Source organism: Streptomyces violaceusniger Tu 4113 (assembly GCF_000147815.2).
GTDB classification, from domain to species: domain Bacteria; phylum Actinomycetota; class Actinomycetes; order Streptomycetales; family Streptomycetaceae; genus Streptomyces; species Streptomyces violaceusniger_A.
This window is the reverse complement of record NC_015957.1, coordinates 7,796,127-7,810,779: the sequence shown is the minus strand read 5'-3', so window position 1 is coordinate 7,810,779 and position 14,653 is coordinate 7,796,127. Positions and strand designations below refer to the sequence as shown.

Sequence of the window (14,653 nt, the reverse complement as noted above, 5' to 3'; positions counted from 1 at the left end):
AGCGGGAGGTGCGGATGCCAGGCTTCACGCATCTGCACACCGCGTCCGGGTTCTCCATGCGGTACGGGGCCGCGCATCCGGAGCGGCTGGCGCAGCGGGCCGCCGAGCGCGGCATGGACGCGATCGCGCTGACCGACCGCGACAGCCTCGCCGGAGCGGTGCGGTTCGCCCGGGCGTGTGAGCGCGCGGGGGTGCGGCCGCTCTTCGGGGTGGACCTCGCCGTACGGAGGGAGGATCCGGAGCCGGGGCGCACCGTTCGGCGCCGTACGCCGGTGCGCGGCGGGGCGTTCATCGACGAGTCCACGCCCCGGGCGGTCTTCCTCGCCCGGGACGGCGCGGCCGGCTGGGCCGCGCTGTGCGGGCTGGTCTCCGCCGCCCACGCGGGGCTCACCCACTCCGGATCCGCCCGGACGAACGGCGACGGGCCGCCCCTGCTGCACTGGCGCGACCTGGTGAGCGACCCCGGCGCGCTCGCCCCGCTGACCGTGCTGCTCGGCCCGGACTCCGACGTCGGCCGGGCCCTGGCCGCCGGGCGCCCCGACCGGGCCGCGCGGCTGATCGCCCCCTGGCATGAACTCTTCGGCGACGCGCTGCGGCTGGAAGCCGTATGGCACGGCCGCACCGGCACCGGGCCGGGCTCGCTGCGGCTCGCCGCCCGTACCCTCGGCTTCGCCGCCGACCAGGGCATCCCGGCCGTGCTGAGCAACGCCGCCCGTTACGCCGACCCGGGGGAGGGGCCGGTCGCCGATGTCCTGGACGCGGCCCGCCGGCTCGTCCCCATCGACCCGCGCACCCCCGGGGCGCTCGACAGCGGCGAGCGCTGGCTCAAGGGGCCCCTGGACATGGCGAAGGCGGCCGAGCGGATCGTGGAGGCGGCCGGGATGCGGCGGGACGCCGCGCACCGCCTGCTGGAGGAGACCCGGCGCACCGCCGCCGCGTGTCTGGTCGACCCCGAGGACCACATCGGCCTGGGCAGCGTCCACTTCCCCGAGCCCCGGCTGGTCGGGGCCGGTCGGCGGAGCGCCGAGCGGGTGCTGCGGTCGCGCTGCGCCGCCGCCATGGTGCTGCGGGGGTACGACCGGGACCGGGTGCGCTGGGAGCGGCTCGAGGACGAGCTGCGCACCATCGAACGGCTCGGCTTCGCCTCGTACTTCCTCACCGTCGCGCAGGTCGTCGACGACACCCGGGAGCTCGGCATCCGGGTGGCCGCCCGTGGTTCCGGCGCCGGATCGTTCGTCAACCATCTGCTCGGCATCGCCCACGCCGACCCGGTGGCCAACGGCCTGCTGATGGAGCGCTTCCTGTCGGTGCGGCGCGCCGCGCTGCCCGATATCGACATCGATGTGGAGTCCGCGCGCCGGCTCGACGTCTATCGCACGATCTTCGAGCGGTTCGGGGCGGAGCGGGTCGCGACCGTCTCGATGCCCGAGACCTACCGGGTGCGCCATGCCGTACGGGACGTGGGCGCGGCGCTCGGCATGGACCCGGCCGAGGTGGACCGGCTCGCCAAGTCCTTCCCGCATATCCGCGCCCGCGATGCCCGCGCGGCGCTCGCGGAACTGCCCGAGCTGCGAGCGGTCGCCGCCGAGCAGGAACGTTTCGGCAAGCTCTGGGACCTGGTCGAGGCGCTCGACGGGCTGCCCCGTGGCATCGCCATGCACCCCTGCGGCGTGCTGCTCTCGGACGCCGGGCTGCTGGCCCGTACGCCCATCGTGCCGACCAGCGGTGAGGGCTTTCCCATGTCGCAGTTCGACAAGGACGACGTGGAGGAGCTCGGACTGCTCAAGCTCGATGTCCTCGGAGTGCGGATGCAGTCCGCGATGGCGCACGCGGTCACGGAGATCCGGCGGACCACCGGGCGGGTCGTGGACATCGACGACCCCGGGCAGGTCCGGCCCGGCGATCCGGCCACCTACGACCTGATCCGCTCCACCGAGACACTCGGCTGCTTCCAGATCGAATCGCCCGGTCAGCGCGATCTCCTCGGCCGACTGCAGCCCACCACCTTCCACGATCTCGTGGTCGACATATCGCTCTTCCGGCCGGGCCCGGTCGCCGCCGACATGGTCCGGCCCTTCATCGACGCCCGGCACGGCCGCAAGCCCGCGCGCTATCCGCATCCGGACCTGGAGGACGCGCTGCGCGAGACCCACGGGGTCGTGGTCTTCCATGAGCAGATCATCAAGATCGTGTCGATCATGACCGGATGTGAACGGGACCTCGCCGACGAGGCGCGGCGCGCGCTGTCCAACCCCGAGCGGCAGGGGCGGGTGCGCGCCTGGTTCCACGCGGAGGCGGAGAAACGGGGCTACGCGCCGGAGGTACGGCTGCGCACCTGGGAGATCGTCGAGGCGTTCGGCTCATACGGCTTCTGCAAGGCGCATGCCGTCGCCTTCGCGGTCCCGACGTATCAGTCCGCCTGGCTCAAGGCGCACCATCCGGCCGCCTTCTACGCCGGGCTGCTCACCCATGACCCCGGGATGTACCCGAAGCGGCTGCTGCTGGCGGACGCGCGGCGGCGCGGGGTGCCGATCCTGCCGCTGGATGTGAACCGGTCGGGGGCCGCTTATCGAATCGAACTGACGTCTGGTGATTCTCGTGGCATCAGTAACAAGGAGGACAGGCGCAGCAAGGGGAACGAAGACAGCATCGGCGTACGGCTGGCGCTGAGCGACGTCCACGGCATCAGCGAGGCCGAGACCGAGCGGATCGCGGCCGGACAGCCCTACTCCTCGCTCCAGGACCTGTGGCTGCGCGCCCATCCCGGGCGGCCGGTCGCCGAACGGCTGGCCCAGGTCGGCGCGTTGGACGCGTTCGGCACCAGCCGCCGCGATCTGCTGCTGCAGATCGCCGAACTGCACCGGCAGCAGCGGGGCGCCGCCCGGCGCGACGCCGAGGGCCAGCTTCCGCTGGCCGAAACCGGCCCCGCCGCCCCCGCCGGGCTCCCCGACCTCGACGCGGACGAACGCCTCGGCGCCGAACTCGGCATCCTCGGCATGGACGTCTCCCGCCATCTGATGGGCGACCACCGGGACTTCCTGGAGGAACTGGGCGCGATCCCCGCGAAGCGGCTGCGCGACGCGCCGCACGGGGAGGTCGTGCTCGTCGCCGGCGCCAAGGCCGCCACCCAGACCCCGCCGATCCGCTCGGGGCGCCGGGTCATCTTCACCACGCTCGACGACGGTACGGGGCTGGTCGACTGCGCCTTCTTCGACGACAGCCACGCGGCGTGCGCACACACCGTCTTCCACTCCTGGCTGCTGCTCGTACGCGGCGTGGTCCAGCGGCGCGGCCCGCGCAGCCTCAGCGTCGTCGGCTCGGCCGTGTGGAACCTCGCGGAGCTGGCCCAGCTCAGGAAGGAGGGCGGCCTCGAAGCGGTCGCCGCCGAACTGGCGGGGGCGGGCCCGGAGACGGCCGAAGCGGACTCCGACTCCGGCCGCGGAGTGGACTCCGACTCCGGCCGCGACTCCGACTCCGGTCGCCGCATCGAGATGCCCACCGGTTACGCCATGCACCCCTGGGCCGACCTCCAGCCCGCGGGCGACCAGGCCGCCACCGGCCGCAAGCTGTGGCATGCGAGCCCGGGGAGCGCGGGGTGAACACCGCACAGCCGCCTGCGCAGGCGGCACCCGCGCGCGGGGCCCCTTCGGCTGTCTCTGCCGAGCGCCTGGTGTACGTCGTTCCGTGCCCGGTTGCGGCGGTGTCGTCCGAGTCGCCCGTGCCGGAGGAGCCGTCCGCCATGCCCCTGGTCGGGGTCGTCCTGCTCGGCACCCGGGCCGCCACGCCCCCACCGGCGTCGGCCGGACCGCCCGCACCCGAGGCGCGGGGCGATACCCGCCCGCTCGCGCCGGGCGAGTCGTCGGCCGCGGCGGGGGAGGGCACCCCCGGTGGCCCGGGTGCGGTCTCCTCGGCCGCTCCCGCCGAGGCCCCGGCCGATGCCGCCGCGTCCGGCGGACCTGCCGGAATGCTTCCGCTCGCGCCCGGTGGTCGGGCCGACGCGCGTTGGGGTGCGGTCGTGGCGGGCGGGGCGGCTGCGGCTCCGGTGCGGGGGGAGGGCGGCCATGGCCGGGAGGCGGGCTCGGCGGCCGGTGAACTCCCCTGTGGCGCTGCGGGGTTGGGCGACGAGGCGGCCGAGGGGCCGTCGGCTGAGGGCCGGGACCGGGCCTCGGGTGGCGTCGGCAGCGGCGGCGAAGTGGCCGAGGGTTCGTCTGCCGGGTCCCGGGCCGGAGACCCGGGCGGCGGGGGTTCGGCTGAAGCGGGTGGGGGCGGCGGGGGCCGGTCCCCGGGCGAGCCGGGCCAAGAGGGCGAGGTGCCGCATGTGTTGTACGTGCGGTTCCATCCCGCGCCCGGGGAGGACGTCTACCAGGGACTGCTCACCCTGCTCGGCGAGCTGACGCCCGTCGTCGAGGCGCTGCCGCCCGATGCCGCGTTCGCGGATGTGCGGGGTGCGCTGCGGTACTTCGGGCGGGACGCGGCGGGGCTGGCCGAGATCGTCCGGGTCCGGGCGCTGGCCCGGTACGGCGTGGACTGCACCGTCGGCGTCGCCGCCAACCCCCTGCTCGCCCGCATGGCCGCCCAGGAAGCCCAGGAGGCCCAGGGGTCCGGCGCCCCCGTCTCCAGAGGAGGTCGGTCCGGAGGCAGGTCCGGCCAAGCGGCCGGGTCCGTCCGTACGGTTCCCGGCGATCCGGACGCCGTCGCCGCGTTCCTGGCGCGTAAGCCGCCCATCGCCCTGCCCGGGGTGGGGCCCGCGACCGCGCGCACCCTGAGCGCGTACGGGCTGGACAGCGCCGCGCGGATCGCCGCCGCGCCGCTGTCCACCCTGCAACGGATCCTCGGCGCGGCGACCGCGCGCCGCGTCCACGCGTGGGCGTGCGGTATCGACCCGGCGCCGGTCACCCCGAACGCCCCCGCCCGTGCGATGGGCGCGGAACACCGCTTCCGCCACGACGAGTTGGACCCCGTCCGCAGGCGCCGCGCGCTGCTCACCCTCGCCGACGGGCTCGGTGTCCGGCTGCGGACGAGCGGGCAGGTCGCGGCCGCGATCAGCCTCACCGTGCGCTACGCCGACCGCTCCACGACCACCCGCTCCCGCACCCTGACCGAGCCGACCGCGCACACCCCGGCGCTGACCGCCGCCGCGTACGCGCTGCATGACGCGCTCGGGCTGCAGCGGGCCCGGGTGCGGTCCGTGGCGCTGCGCTTCGAGGGGCTGATGGACGCCGAACTCGCCTCCCATCAGCTCACGTTCGACCCCGCGGACGAGAAGTCACGGCGCCTGGAGGCCGCCGCCGACCGGGCCCGGGCCCGCTTCGGCATCTCCGCGGTCCGGCCCGCCGGATTCCTCGACGTCGCATAGCCGCGCCGGGTTCCTTGAGGTCGCGTAGCCCCGCCGGATTTCTGACCGAGGCCGGTGGCTGACGGCGGGGTTCCTGCCGGCCCGGGGCGCGGAGGTTAGCTCCCGGCGAACTTGTTGATCAGGTTGTGGGGTGCGTCGTCGCCCAAGACCTCGTGGAGACCGGGGGTGTCGGCCGCGGACGCGGCGCTGCGGGGGAACATGGCCTGCTCGTATGCGGCGAGCGCGGTCTCGATGTCGTCGGGGTGTGCGGCGATGGCCTTGCCGAGTTCGGCTCCGTCGTACATGGCCAGGTTGGCGCCTTCGCCGTTCGGGCCCGTGAGGTGCGCGGCGTCGCCGATCAGGGTCACCCCCGGTGTTCGGTCCCACCGGTGCTCGAAGGGCAGGGTGTGGAGGGTGCGCAGGACCGGCGCGGTCTCACCGTCGGTGATCAGCGCGGTGAGCTCCGGTGCCCAGCCGTCGAACTCCCGCACGATCCGCGCGGTGGCCGCGGCGGGATCGGTGAAATCGACACCGGCGAACCAGTCCTGCGGCCTGGAGAGCATCACCCAACTGTGGAAGTTCCCGTCGCGCTCCCGGTGAGCCATGATCCCCTTTCCCGGCTCAAGCGCCATCGTCGCTCCGGTGCCAAGGGTCTTCGCGCTGGTCGGGTGCTGGGTGTCGCCGTCGAACAGGTAGGTCTCGATGAACGAGATGCCGATGTACTCGGGTGTCGCGTCGGACAGCAGTCGCCGGACCCGCGACCACGCGCCGTCCGCGCCGACCAGCAGGTCCGTGAGGAGGGTGGTGCCGTCGGCGAAGGCCACCTCATGGCGATCCTCGCCGAGGGCACGGACACCGCTGACCTTGTGTCCCCATCGGACAGTGCCGGCCGGGAGCGAGTCGAGCAGCATCTGCCGCAGTTCGCCGCGCAGCACCTCGGGGCTGCCGCCCGTACCGTCGTCCGGCTGGTCGAAGAGGATCTTCCCGTACCGGTCCAGGACCCGCATCGCCTGACGTCCCTCCAGGACGAGGCCGCGGAATTCGTCCATCAGGCCGGCCGTCCGCAATGCCAGTTGACCGTTGTAGTCGCGGATGTCGAGCAGCCCGCCCTGGGTGCGCGCCGTCGGGGAGGACTCCGCCTCGTAGACCGTGGACGGGATTCCATGGATGTGCAGGACGCGGGCGAGCATGAGACCGCCGAGTCCCGCGCCGATGATCGTGACGTGAGTGCTCATGGTGGTTCCTCGGGTGTTCACGCCTGCCGGATGACTTCCGGCAGGATCTCCCTGAAACGTTCCAGGCCCCACCGACAAGGCGCCGACGCCTCAGTGACACCCGTCGCCGACAACCGTCACCCACAACCGACAACGCACCGACAGCACAGTCACCCAACCCACCGGATTCCTGGACGTCGCGTGAAAAGGGTGTAGACGTTCCTTCACCGGCAAATGGCTGGATGCCTTTGCTACTCGCGCGTAATTTCGGTTGAGCGCACCACTTCTTGTGATCCGGATCGCAGGGCGCAGCGCAAGCGCACCGTCAGCGCACCCTCAGCGCGACTCTCTCCCCCACCAGCGAGGAGTTCATGTGATGCTGCCCCGGAGGCGTATCCGGCGATTCCGGAAGACCACGAAGACCAAGCCCCGTACGTTACTGCCCGCCCTGGCCCTCGCGGTCGCGGCGACCGCGGCGACCCCCACCGCCGCGCTCGCCACGGACACCGCGTCGCAGGGGGTGAGCAGCGGCTGGAACGACTACTCCTGTAAGCCCTCGGCCCAACACCCCCGCCCCGTCGTCCTGGTGCACGGCACCCTTGGCAACTCCGTCGACAACTGGCTCGGCTTCGCGCCCTACCTGGTCAAGCGCGGTTACTGCGTCTTCTCCCTCGACTACGGCCAACTGCCCGCCGTGCCGTTCTTCCACGGTCTCGGGGCGGTCGACCAGTCCGCCAAGCAACTGTCCACCCATGTGGACCGGGTGCTCGCCGCCACCGGCGCCGCCAAGGTCGACATGGTCGGGCATTCGCAGGGCGGGATGATGCCCCGCTACTACCTCAAGTTCCTCGGCGGCGCGCCGAAGGTGAACGCCCTGGTCGGCGTCGCCCCCACCAACCACGGCACCACCCTGTCCGGGCTGACGAAGCTGCTGGACTACTTCCCCGGGGCCGGCGATCTCATCGCCAAGGGTGCCCCGGGGCTGATGGACCAGGTGGTCGGCTCGGACTTCCTGCGGCGCCTCAACGAGGGCGGCGACACCGTCCCCGGAGTGCGCTACACCGTCATCGCGACCAAGTACGACGAGGTCGCGACCCCCTACCAGGCGCAGTTCCTCTCCGGTCCGAACGTCAAGAACGTGGTGATCCAGGATCTGTGCGCAACCGACATCTCGGAGCATCTGGCCATCGGCCTGACCGACGGACTGGCCTTCCATGAGGCCGTCAATGCCCTCGATCCGGATCACGCCACCCCGACCACCTGTGCGTCGGACGACTGACGCCTGCCCGTGATGGCGCGCCCTGCCTCGGTCCGTACGAGCAGGGCGCGTCGCCCGTCGGGCTGGTCCGCCTCGCGCCGGGACCAGCCCGCCCTCGACCGCCCCGGCGACGAGCGGCCGTCGTCCGAATTACTCGGCGACGAGCTCGACCTCGAGATTGCCCCTCGTCGCCTTGGAGTACGGGCACACCTGGTGCGCCTGCTCGACCAGCTTGCGGCCGGTCTCGTTCTCCAGGTCGCTCGGCAGCTCGACGCGCAGCGTCACCTTGAGCCCGAAGCCGCCGTCCGCCTCGTCCTTGCCGATGCCGACCTCGGCGGTGACGGAGATGTCCTTGGTGTCGACCTTGGCCTGGCGGCCGACGAGGCCGAGCGCGGACGCGAAACAGGCGGCGTAGCCCGCGGCGAAGAGCTGCTCGGGGTTGGTGCCCTGGCCGTTGCCGCCGAGGGCGGGCGGCATGGCGAGCGGCAGGTCGAGCTGTCCGTCGGAGCTCACGGCCCGGCCGTCGCGTCCGTTGGCAGTGGCCACCGCGGTGTAGATCGCGTCCATGAAGACCATCCCTTTCGTGTCAGGCAGTCGGGAGGTGGGCGCCCGGTGCGCCCTGCCTCCGGATGGAAGTACAGCACACAATTAAGTTGCACACAACTAAAGGGTACGCTGGACACATGTCACACCAGTCCGATCCCACCGCCGACCCCACGACCGGGGGCACCGAACCCGAGCCGCATCCCGCCGATGAACTGCTCCGACTCGATCGGCAGCTCTGCTTCTCCCTGCACGCCGCCTCCCGCGCCTTCGACGGCCTCTACCGCCGGGTGCTGAGCGACACGGGGCTGACCTATCCGCAGTACCTGGCCATGCTGGTGCTCTGGGAGCACGGGGAGATGCCGGTCAAGCGGCTGGGGGAGTTCCTGCGGCTGGACTCGGGTACCCTCTCGCCGCTGCTCAAGCGGATGCAGACGGCCGGACTCGTCCAGCGCGAGCGCAGCGCACACGACGAGCGCTCGGTGACGGTCCGGCTGACGGCGGAGGGCGCGGCGCTGAAGGAGCGCGCCCAGGGCGTACCCCTGAAGGCGATCGAGGCCAGCGGCCTCGGCCTGGCGGAGGCGGTGGACCTGCAGGCGCGGGTGCAGCGGCTGACGGCGGCCCTCGACGCGGCGCTGGCCGACGAGGAAGCGTAGGCGGAGGAGAACGAGGCGGGGGAAAAGGGGAAGAGCCGGTCCCGGGGGTGCCGTCAACCTCCCCGGAACCGGCTCGCTTCGATCGGCCGCGATGACGTTACGGCCTCAGCGGCGATGTACGGCCTCAGCGGCGATGTACGGCCTCAGCGGCGATGTACGGCCTCAGCGGCGATGTACGGCCTCAGCTGTGACGTACGGCCTCGGCGGCGACGTACGGCCTTGGTCGCCGTTGCGGCAGTCGCCGTTACGGCCTCAGCCGCGGCCGCGGCGTACGGCCTTGCGGCGGTTGGCGGCGGCGAACAGCACGGCCGCGCCGGCGGCGAGTACCGCGGCGCCGCCGATGGCCATGGGGGCGGTGGATCCGTCGCCCCCGGTCTCGGCGAGACGCTGCCCGTCGGCGGCGCTGCCGTCCTGCGGTTCGGCGTCCGCGGCCATGACCTTGGCGCTCTTGGCCTCCGGCTGGTTCGCCTCCGTGCTCTTCTCGTCCGCCGCCTTCGGCTGGTGGTTGGCCTCGGCGCCGTCGTCCCCGCCGTGGCCGTGGTGATCGACGGTCGACTTCTCGGCGCCCTCCGCTATCTGTGCGTCATCGGGCGCGGCGGCGGTGGGCGCGGAACTCGCGCTCGTCCCGGCCCCCTTGGCCGCCGCGGCCCCGGCTCCGCCTCCGCCTCCGCCTCCGCCTCCGCCGAACGTCACGTCCGAGCAGGTGTAGAACGCTTCCGGGCTGTCCGAGCGCTGCCAGACGCTGTAGATCAGATGGCGGCCCGACTTGTTGGGGACGTTCCCCGTGAAGACGTAACTCCCGTCCTTCAGCGTGGGATCGGTGACCTTGGCGAACGGCTCCGACTCCAGGTCCGCCCAGGTCAGCGGCTTCGTCGGGTCGTAGCCGTCCTTGGTGACGTACAGCTCGAAGCTGCCCCGGTGGGGCGCGGTGGCCCGGTAGGTGAAGGTGTGCTCACCGGCCGTCATGGCGGTGGCGGGCCAGTCGGCGCGCGGCAGGTCCAGGCCCTTGTACTTGTCGCGGCCCGCGCTGCACAGCTTTCCGTCCGGGATGATCTCCTTGTGGCGCCCGGCGGCGTCCGGGATGTTGACCTCGTTCCAGTCGTAGAGCGCCTGGGTGCCGCCCGCCTGGACGGCCGCCTTGCAGGCCGCCGAGTCCGGGCTCTCCGGCCCCTCCGCGAAACACGCCGACACCCGGCTGACGGGGTCCTGCATCGAACCGTGCGCGGTGGCCGGGTCCGCGTTCAGCGCCGTGAGGGCGAGCGGCACCACGCCGAGCACGGCGAGCCGGGCGGTTCTGCGGTGAGCGGTCGCACGAGCGGTCATCGTCGGGGGCTCCTTCGGTGGGGGACGCGCTGGGAGGCCAGCGGTGGGGGTGTCGAGGTTGGGGGTGATGCGGTTGGGGGGGGGTGACGCGCAGCACGCTAGCCCCGCCCAACGGCCCTGCCGCCGGTCTTATGGCGCCGTTAAGGAGCAGCTCAGGCAGAGCTGAGGATGGGCCCGTCCCGGGGGTTGGGAACTGCTGCCGGTTGACCGCGCTGGGCGCGTTCTGGTGTGCACGACCGCGTGTCGACGACTTGCGACCTCGGAAGGGAACGGGGGTTCTTGCGTCGAATGCGTGACCTGTGCGGGAGGTGCTCGTTAGATGCCGTGACGGGATCTTCGAGCCGTGCAGGGGGCAGGGAATGGGTGGGCTGCGTAGGGTGGCGGCGCCGTTCGTGGCGCCCGGTCCGACCGGGGTGGCCATCCGCGACAGCCTCAAGGGCCTGACCGGGCAGGACGAGGAAGTCCTGCGCCTGGTCGGTGGCCTGCTGGGCTCCCTGGCCTCCCGGGACCTGAGAGCCCGCTGCGCGGCCGGGCTGGATCACGATGCGGACCAGTGGGCGCGGCGCAAGCGGGCTTTGACCGGCCAGTCCTCCTCACGCTGGGCGGGCAGCATCACCAAGGCCACGCATGACCAGTGGGCGCTGGCCCGACGCGGTCAGCTCGCCTGCATCCAGCACCTCCAGGTGAGCATCGACATGATTGCTCGTCGGCTGTCGCTGCCGGTCGGGGCGAAGGGTTCCAAGGGCTCGCCGGGTGGTTACCGTTCCCGGCAGGAGTGGTTCGCCAAGTCCCGGCGCCTGCATCTGCTCCAAGACCGGCTTGAGCGGGAGCGGGCCGACTGTGAAGCAGGACGCGTGCGTGTGGTGCGCGGCGGAAGAAGGCTGCTGTGCAACCGGCACAACCTCCAAGCCACCCGGCTGACCGAGGCCCGGTGGCGTGTGCGGTGGGAGGCTGAGCGCTGGTTCCTCCAAGCAGATGGCGAGTCGGGGAAGCGGTACGGGAACGAGACGATCCGTGTCAGCCCCGACGGTGAGGTGAGCATCAAGCTTCCGGCGCCGCTGGCCAGGCTGGCGAACGCACCGCATGGCCGGTACGTGCTGAGCTGCCGGGTCGGCTTCCGGCACCGGGGCCAGCAGTGGGCCGACCACGTCCAGGCGAACCGTGCCGTGGCGTACCGCATCCACCTCGACGTGGAACGTGGCCGCTGGTACCTGACCGCCTCCTGGCAGATCCCGCCCGTGAGGACTGCGCCATTGGAAGCGGTGCGGTCCGGCGGACTGATCGGTGTGGACACCAACGCCGACCACCTGGCCGCCTGGCGCCTGGATGCCCACGGCAACCCTGTCGGCGAGCCCCGCAGGTTCGACTACCACCTCACCGGCAGCGCACCGCACCGGGACGCGCAGGTGCGCCATGCCCTCATCCGCCTTCTGCACTGGGCCAAACGCCATGGGCTGGCCATCGCGATCGAGGACCTGGACTTCCAGGCGGAGAAGACCCGGGAGAAGCACGGGCGGCGCAAGCGGTTCCGCCGGCTGATCTCCGGCATGCCAACCGCGAAGCTGCGCAGCAGGCTGGTGTCCATGGCGGCCGAGCTCGGTATCACCGTCGTGGCTGTCGATCCCGCCTACACGAGTCGCTGGGGCGCCCAGCACTGGCAGCGGCCCCTGACCACGAAGACCCGCAAGACCACGCGCCACGACGCTGCCGCCGTGGCGATCGGACGGCGCGCCCTGGGACGCCCGATCCGGCGACGGACGCAACCGCCCCCACCGCACCGGAGCGATGCGGTGGGGCATCGGAGCGTCCAGGCCGCATCGGATGTCCCGGGGCGTGAGGAAACCCGCCCCCGCGTTCCCGGACCACGGACACGATCCGTCGGCGCCGGACGCGGAGTGAAAGCGGGGGACCAGCGTGTCCACAACCGTTCGGGGCACACGGCTGAGCACAAGTCCTGGCACCAGGACTCACTCCCGCTCAGTCCCTAGAGACGGTGACAGATATGACCGCAACGAACTCTCCCCGCGGCTCCGGCGACTCCGGCGACGCGGGCGCCTCCCGTGGCGCCCCTCGTGGCGCCGCCCGTGCATCGGCCCGTGAGCTGATCGAGGCCATCGTCGACCCCGGTAGCTGGCACGGCTGGGACGAGCCGGTGGAGATCACCACGGACGACCCCGACTACCGGGCCGACCTGGAGCGGGCACGGGAGCGCACCGGGCTGGACGAGTCGGTCATCACCGGTGAGGGACGTATCGAGGGGCGCAGGGTGGCGCTGGTCGCCTGCGAGTTCCGCTTCCTGGCCGGCTCGATAGGGGTCGCCGCGGGGGAGCGGCTGGTACGGGCCGTGGAGCGGGCCACGGCGGAACGGCTGCCCCTGCTCGCGGCCCCGGCGTCGGGCGGCACCCGGATGCAGGAGGGCACGGTCGCGTTTCTGCAGATGGTGAAGGTGGCCGCGGCGATCACGGACCACAAGGCGGCGGGCCTGCCGTATCTCGTCCACCTCCGCCACCCCACGACCGGCGGCGTCCTCGCCTCCTGGGGCTCCCTCGGCCATGTCACCGCCGCCGAGCCGGGCGCCCTGATCGGCTTCATGGGCCCGCGGGTGCACGAGGCCCTGTACGGGGAGGAGTTTCCGCCGGGCGTGCAGAACGCCGAGAATTTGATGAACCACGGCCTGATCGACGCGGTGCTGCCGATGAGTCGCCTGTCGGGCGTGGCGGCACGGGTGCTGCGGGTTCTCTGCGCGGGCGAGCCCGCCCCGGCCTCCGGCCGCGGGACGGCCCCGGCTTCCGGCGCCGCCCCAGCGGCGGAGGGGCCCGGGCGGCGTGGGGCTGGAGGCGGGGCCTCCACCGAGCCCGAGCCCGAGCCCGAGCCCGAGCCCGAGCCCGCGCCCGCGCCCGGTGCGCCGGGCGCAGCACGGGCGGCGGGCGATGGGGCCGCCCCGCGCGCATCGGTGGCCGCCTGCGGCGCGGCCGAGCCCGCCGCCGAGGCGAAGCCCGGCAAGCCGGGTGACGCGCCCGGCGCCGACGCCGGGGAGTCGAAGGGAACTGCCGCACGCGGCGAGGCGACCGAGGGTGGGGGTGCCGAGGGTCGGCGGGACGCGGAGGCCGGGCCCTCGTCCGCCGTCCATGGGTACGTGGCGCCTGGCGGGCGCAGTGCCGAGCAGGGCGCGGGTGGCGTCGCCACGCCGGAGGCGGCCGGGGGCGTGGGGTCCGCCCACGATCAGGCCGGGGTCGCCGAGCTCGGCGGGGCCCCCGACGGCGCGGGGCCGGGGGCCGTTGTGCCGTCGGCGGAGGTGTCGATTCGGGCTTCGCGGCGGGCTGAGCGGCCCGGGGTGCGGGATCTGTTGCGGGTTGCCGCCGAGGATGTGAGTCCGCTCAGTGGTACGGGGGCCGGGGAGCACGATCCCGGGTTGTTGCTCGCGCTCGCCCGGGTCGGCGGGACGCCCTGCGTCGTCCTCGGCCACAACCGGCGCAGCGCCCGCGAAGGCGATACGGCCGAGGGGCCGGGGGAGGGGCAGGCGCTGGGCCCGGCGGGGTTGCGGACCGCGCGGCGCGGGATGCACATCGCCGCCGAACTCGGGCTGCCGCTGCTCACCGTCATCGACACCGCGGGCGCCGCGCTCAGCCGTGAGGCCGAGGAGGGCGGGCTCGCGGCGGAGATAGCGCGCTGCCTCGCCGATATGGTGACCCTGCCCGCGCCCACCCTCTGCCTGCTGCTCGGCCAGGGCGCCGGCGGCGCCGCGCTCGCGCTGCTGCCCGCCGACCGGGTCGTGGCCGCACGCCACGCCTGGCTGTCGCCGCTGCCGCCGGAGGGCGCGTCCGCGATCCTCCACCGCACGACGGAGCGGGCGTACGAGGTCGCCGCCCGCCAGGGCGTACGCTCCGCCGATCTCCTCGCCCAGGGCATCGTCGACCGTATTGTGGAGGAGGATGCCTCCGACTCCGGGGACGCTTCCCGCGTCGGGGATGCCTACCAGGCTGGGGACGGCTCCTGGGCTGGGGATGCCTCCCAGGCTGGGGACCGCTCCCGGGCCGGGGACGCTTCCCAGGTCGAGGGTGCCTCCGGGGCCCCGGAGACCTCCCGTGCCGGGGACGCCTCCCGCGCCCCCGATGCGTTCCTCAGCCGCCTCGGCCATCTCCTCGGTGCCGAACTCGCCGCCCTGCGCGCCCAGGACCCGGGCGAGCGGCTCGCCGCGCGTCGCGTTCGTCATCGCCGCATTGGGCTGGGCCGTTGACGCCGACCGTTGTGGATCGTTGACGCCGACCGTTGACCGTTGTTGACGGCTAATCAGGGCCAAACGGGCGGACCGGCACGTCGAATT

At 73.1% G+C, this 14,653-nt stretch carries 9 protein-coding genes; 6 read left to right on the top strand and 3 right to left on the bottom strand.

All coding sequences use genetic code 11. The features are described 5' to 3' along the window. Positions 1 to 14: 14 nt before the first annotated feature. On the top strand, positions 15 to 3,599 hold the full coding sequence (locus tag STRVI_RS31765; RefSeq protein WP_014059666.1) for a DNA polymerase III subunit alpha: 3,585 nt from the start codon (positions 15 to 17) through the stop codon (positions 3,597 to 3,599). Positions 3,600 to 4,309: 710 nt separating this feature from the next. Continuing rightward, positions 4,310 to 5,356: a DNA polymerase Y family protein gene (locus STRVI_RS31760; RefSeq protein WP_043240461.1), complete on the top strand. Its 1,047-nt coding sequence runs from the start codon at positions 4,310 to 4,312 to the stop codon at positions 5,354 to 5,356. Between the two features lie 95 nt (positions 5,357 to 5,451). Here the strand turns inward: STRVI_RS31760 and STRVI_RS31755 are convergent, their stop codons facing one another. Then, positions 5,452 to 6,570, bottom strand: coding sequence for an FAD-dependent oxidoreductase (locus STRVI_RS31755; protein WP_014059664.1), 1,119 nt, complete (start codon positions 6,568 to 6,570; stop codon positions 5,452 to 5,454). A gap of 355 nt (positions 6,571 to 6,925) precedes the next feature. On the opposite strand from STRVI_RS31755, the gene STRVI_RS31750 reads away from it, so the two are divergent. Continuing rightward, positions 6,926 to 7,828: an esterase/lipase family protein gene (locus tag STRVI_RS31750; RefSeq protein WP_014059663.1), complete on the top strand. Its 903-nt coding sequence runs from the start codon at positions 6,926 to 6,928 to the stop codon at positions 7,826 to 7,828. Between the two features lie 129 nt (positions 7,829 to 7,957). On the opposite strand, the gene STRVI_RS31745 is transcribed toward STRVI_RS31750, so the two are convergent. Continuing rightward, entirely contained in the window at positions 7,958 to 8,374 is a 417-nt protein-coding gene (locus STRVI_RS31745; RefSeq protein WP_014059662.1) for an organic hydroperoxide resistance protein, read from the bottom strand. A 116-nt stretch (positions 8,375 to 8,490) separates the two neighbouring features. Between STRVI_RS31745 and STRVI_RS31740 the strand changes: the two genes are divergently transcribed. Beyond that, complete coding sequence (locus STRVI_RS31740) at positions 8,491 to 9,006, top strand: MarR family winged helix-turn-helix transcriptional regulator (protein WP_014059661.1); 516 nt, start codon at positions 8,491 to 8,493, stop codon at positions 9,004 to 9,006. A 252-nt stretch (positions 9,007 to 9,258) separates the two neighbouring features. Here STRVI_RS31740 and STRVI_RS31735 read toward each other — a convergent pair whose 3' ends face one another. Further along, positions 9,259 to 10,329 (bottom strand): lytic polysaccharide monooxygenase auxiliary activity family 9 protein, encoded by a 1,071-nt coding sequence (locus tag STRVI_RS31735; RefSeq protein WP_014059660.1) that lies wholly within the window; start codon positions 10,327 to 10,329, stop codon positions 9,259 to 9,261. A 359-nt stretch (positions 10,330 to 10,688) separates the two neighbouring features. On the opposite strand from STRVI_RS31735, the gene STRVI_RS31730 reads away from it, so the two are divergent. Further along, complete coding sequence (locus tag STRVI_RS31730; protein ID WP_014059659.1) at positions 10,689 to 12,317, top strand: IS200/IS605 family accessory protein TnpB-related protein; 1,629 nt, start codon at positions 10,689 to 10,691, stop codon at positions 12,315 to 12,317. 14 nt (positions 12,318 to 12,331) lie between these two features. Beyond that, positions 12,332 to 14,566, top strand: a complete 2,235-nt coding sequence (locus STRVI_RS55075; protein WP_014059658.1) for a carboxyl transferase domain-containing protein — start codon at positions 12,332 to 12,334, stop codon at positions 14,564 to 14,566. Positions 14,567 to 14,653 lie beyond the last annotated feature (87 nt).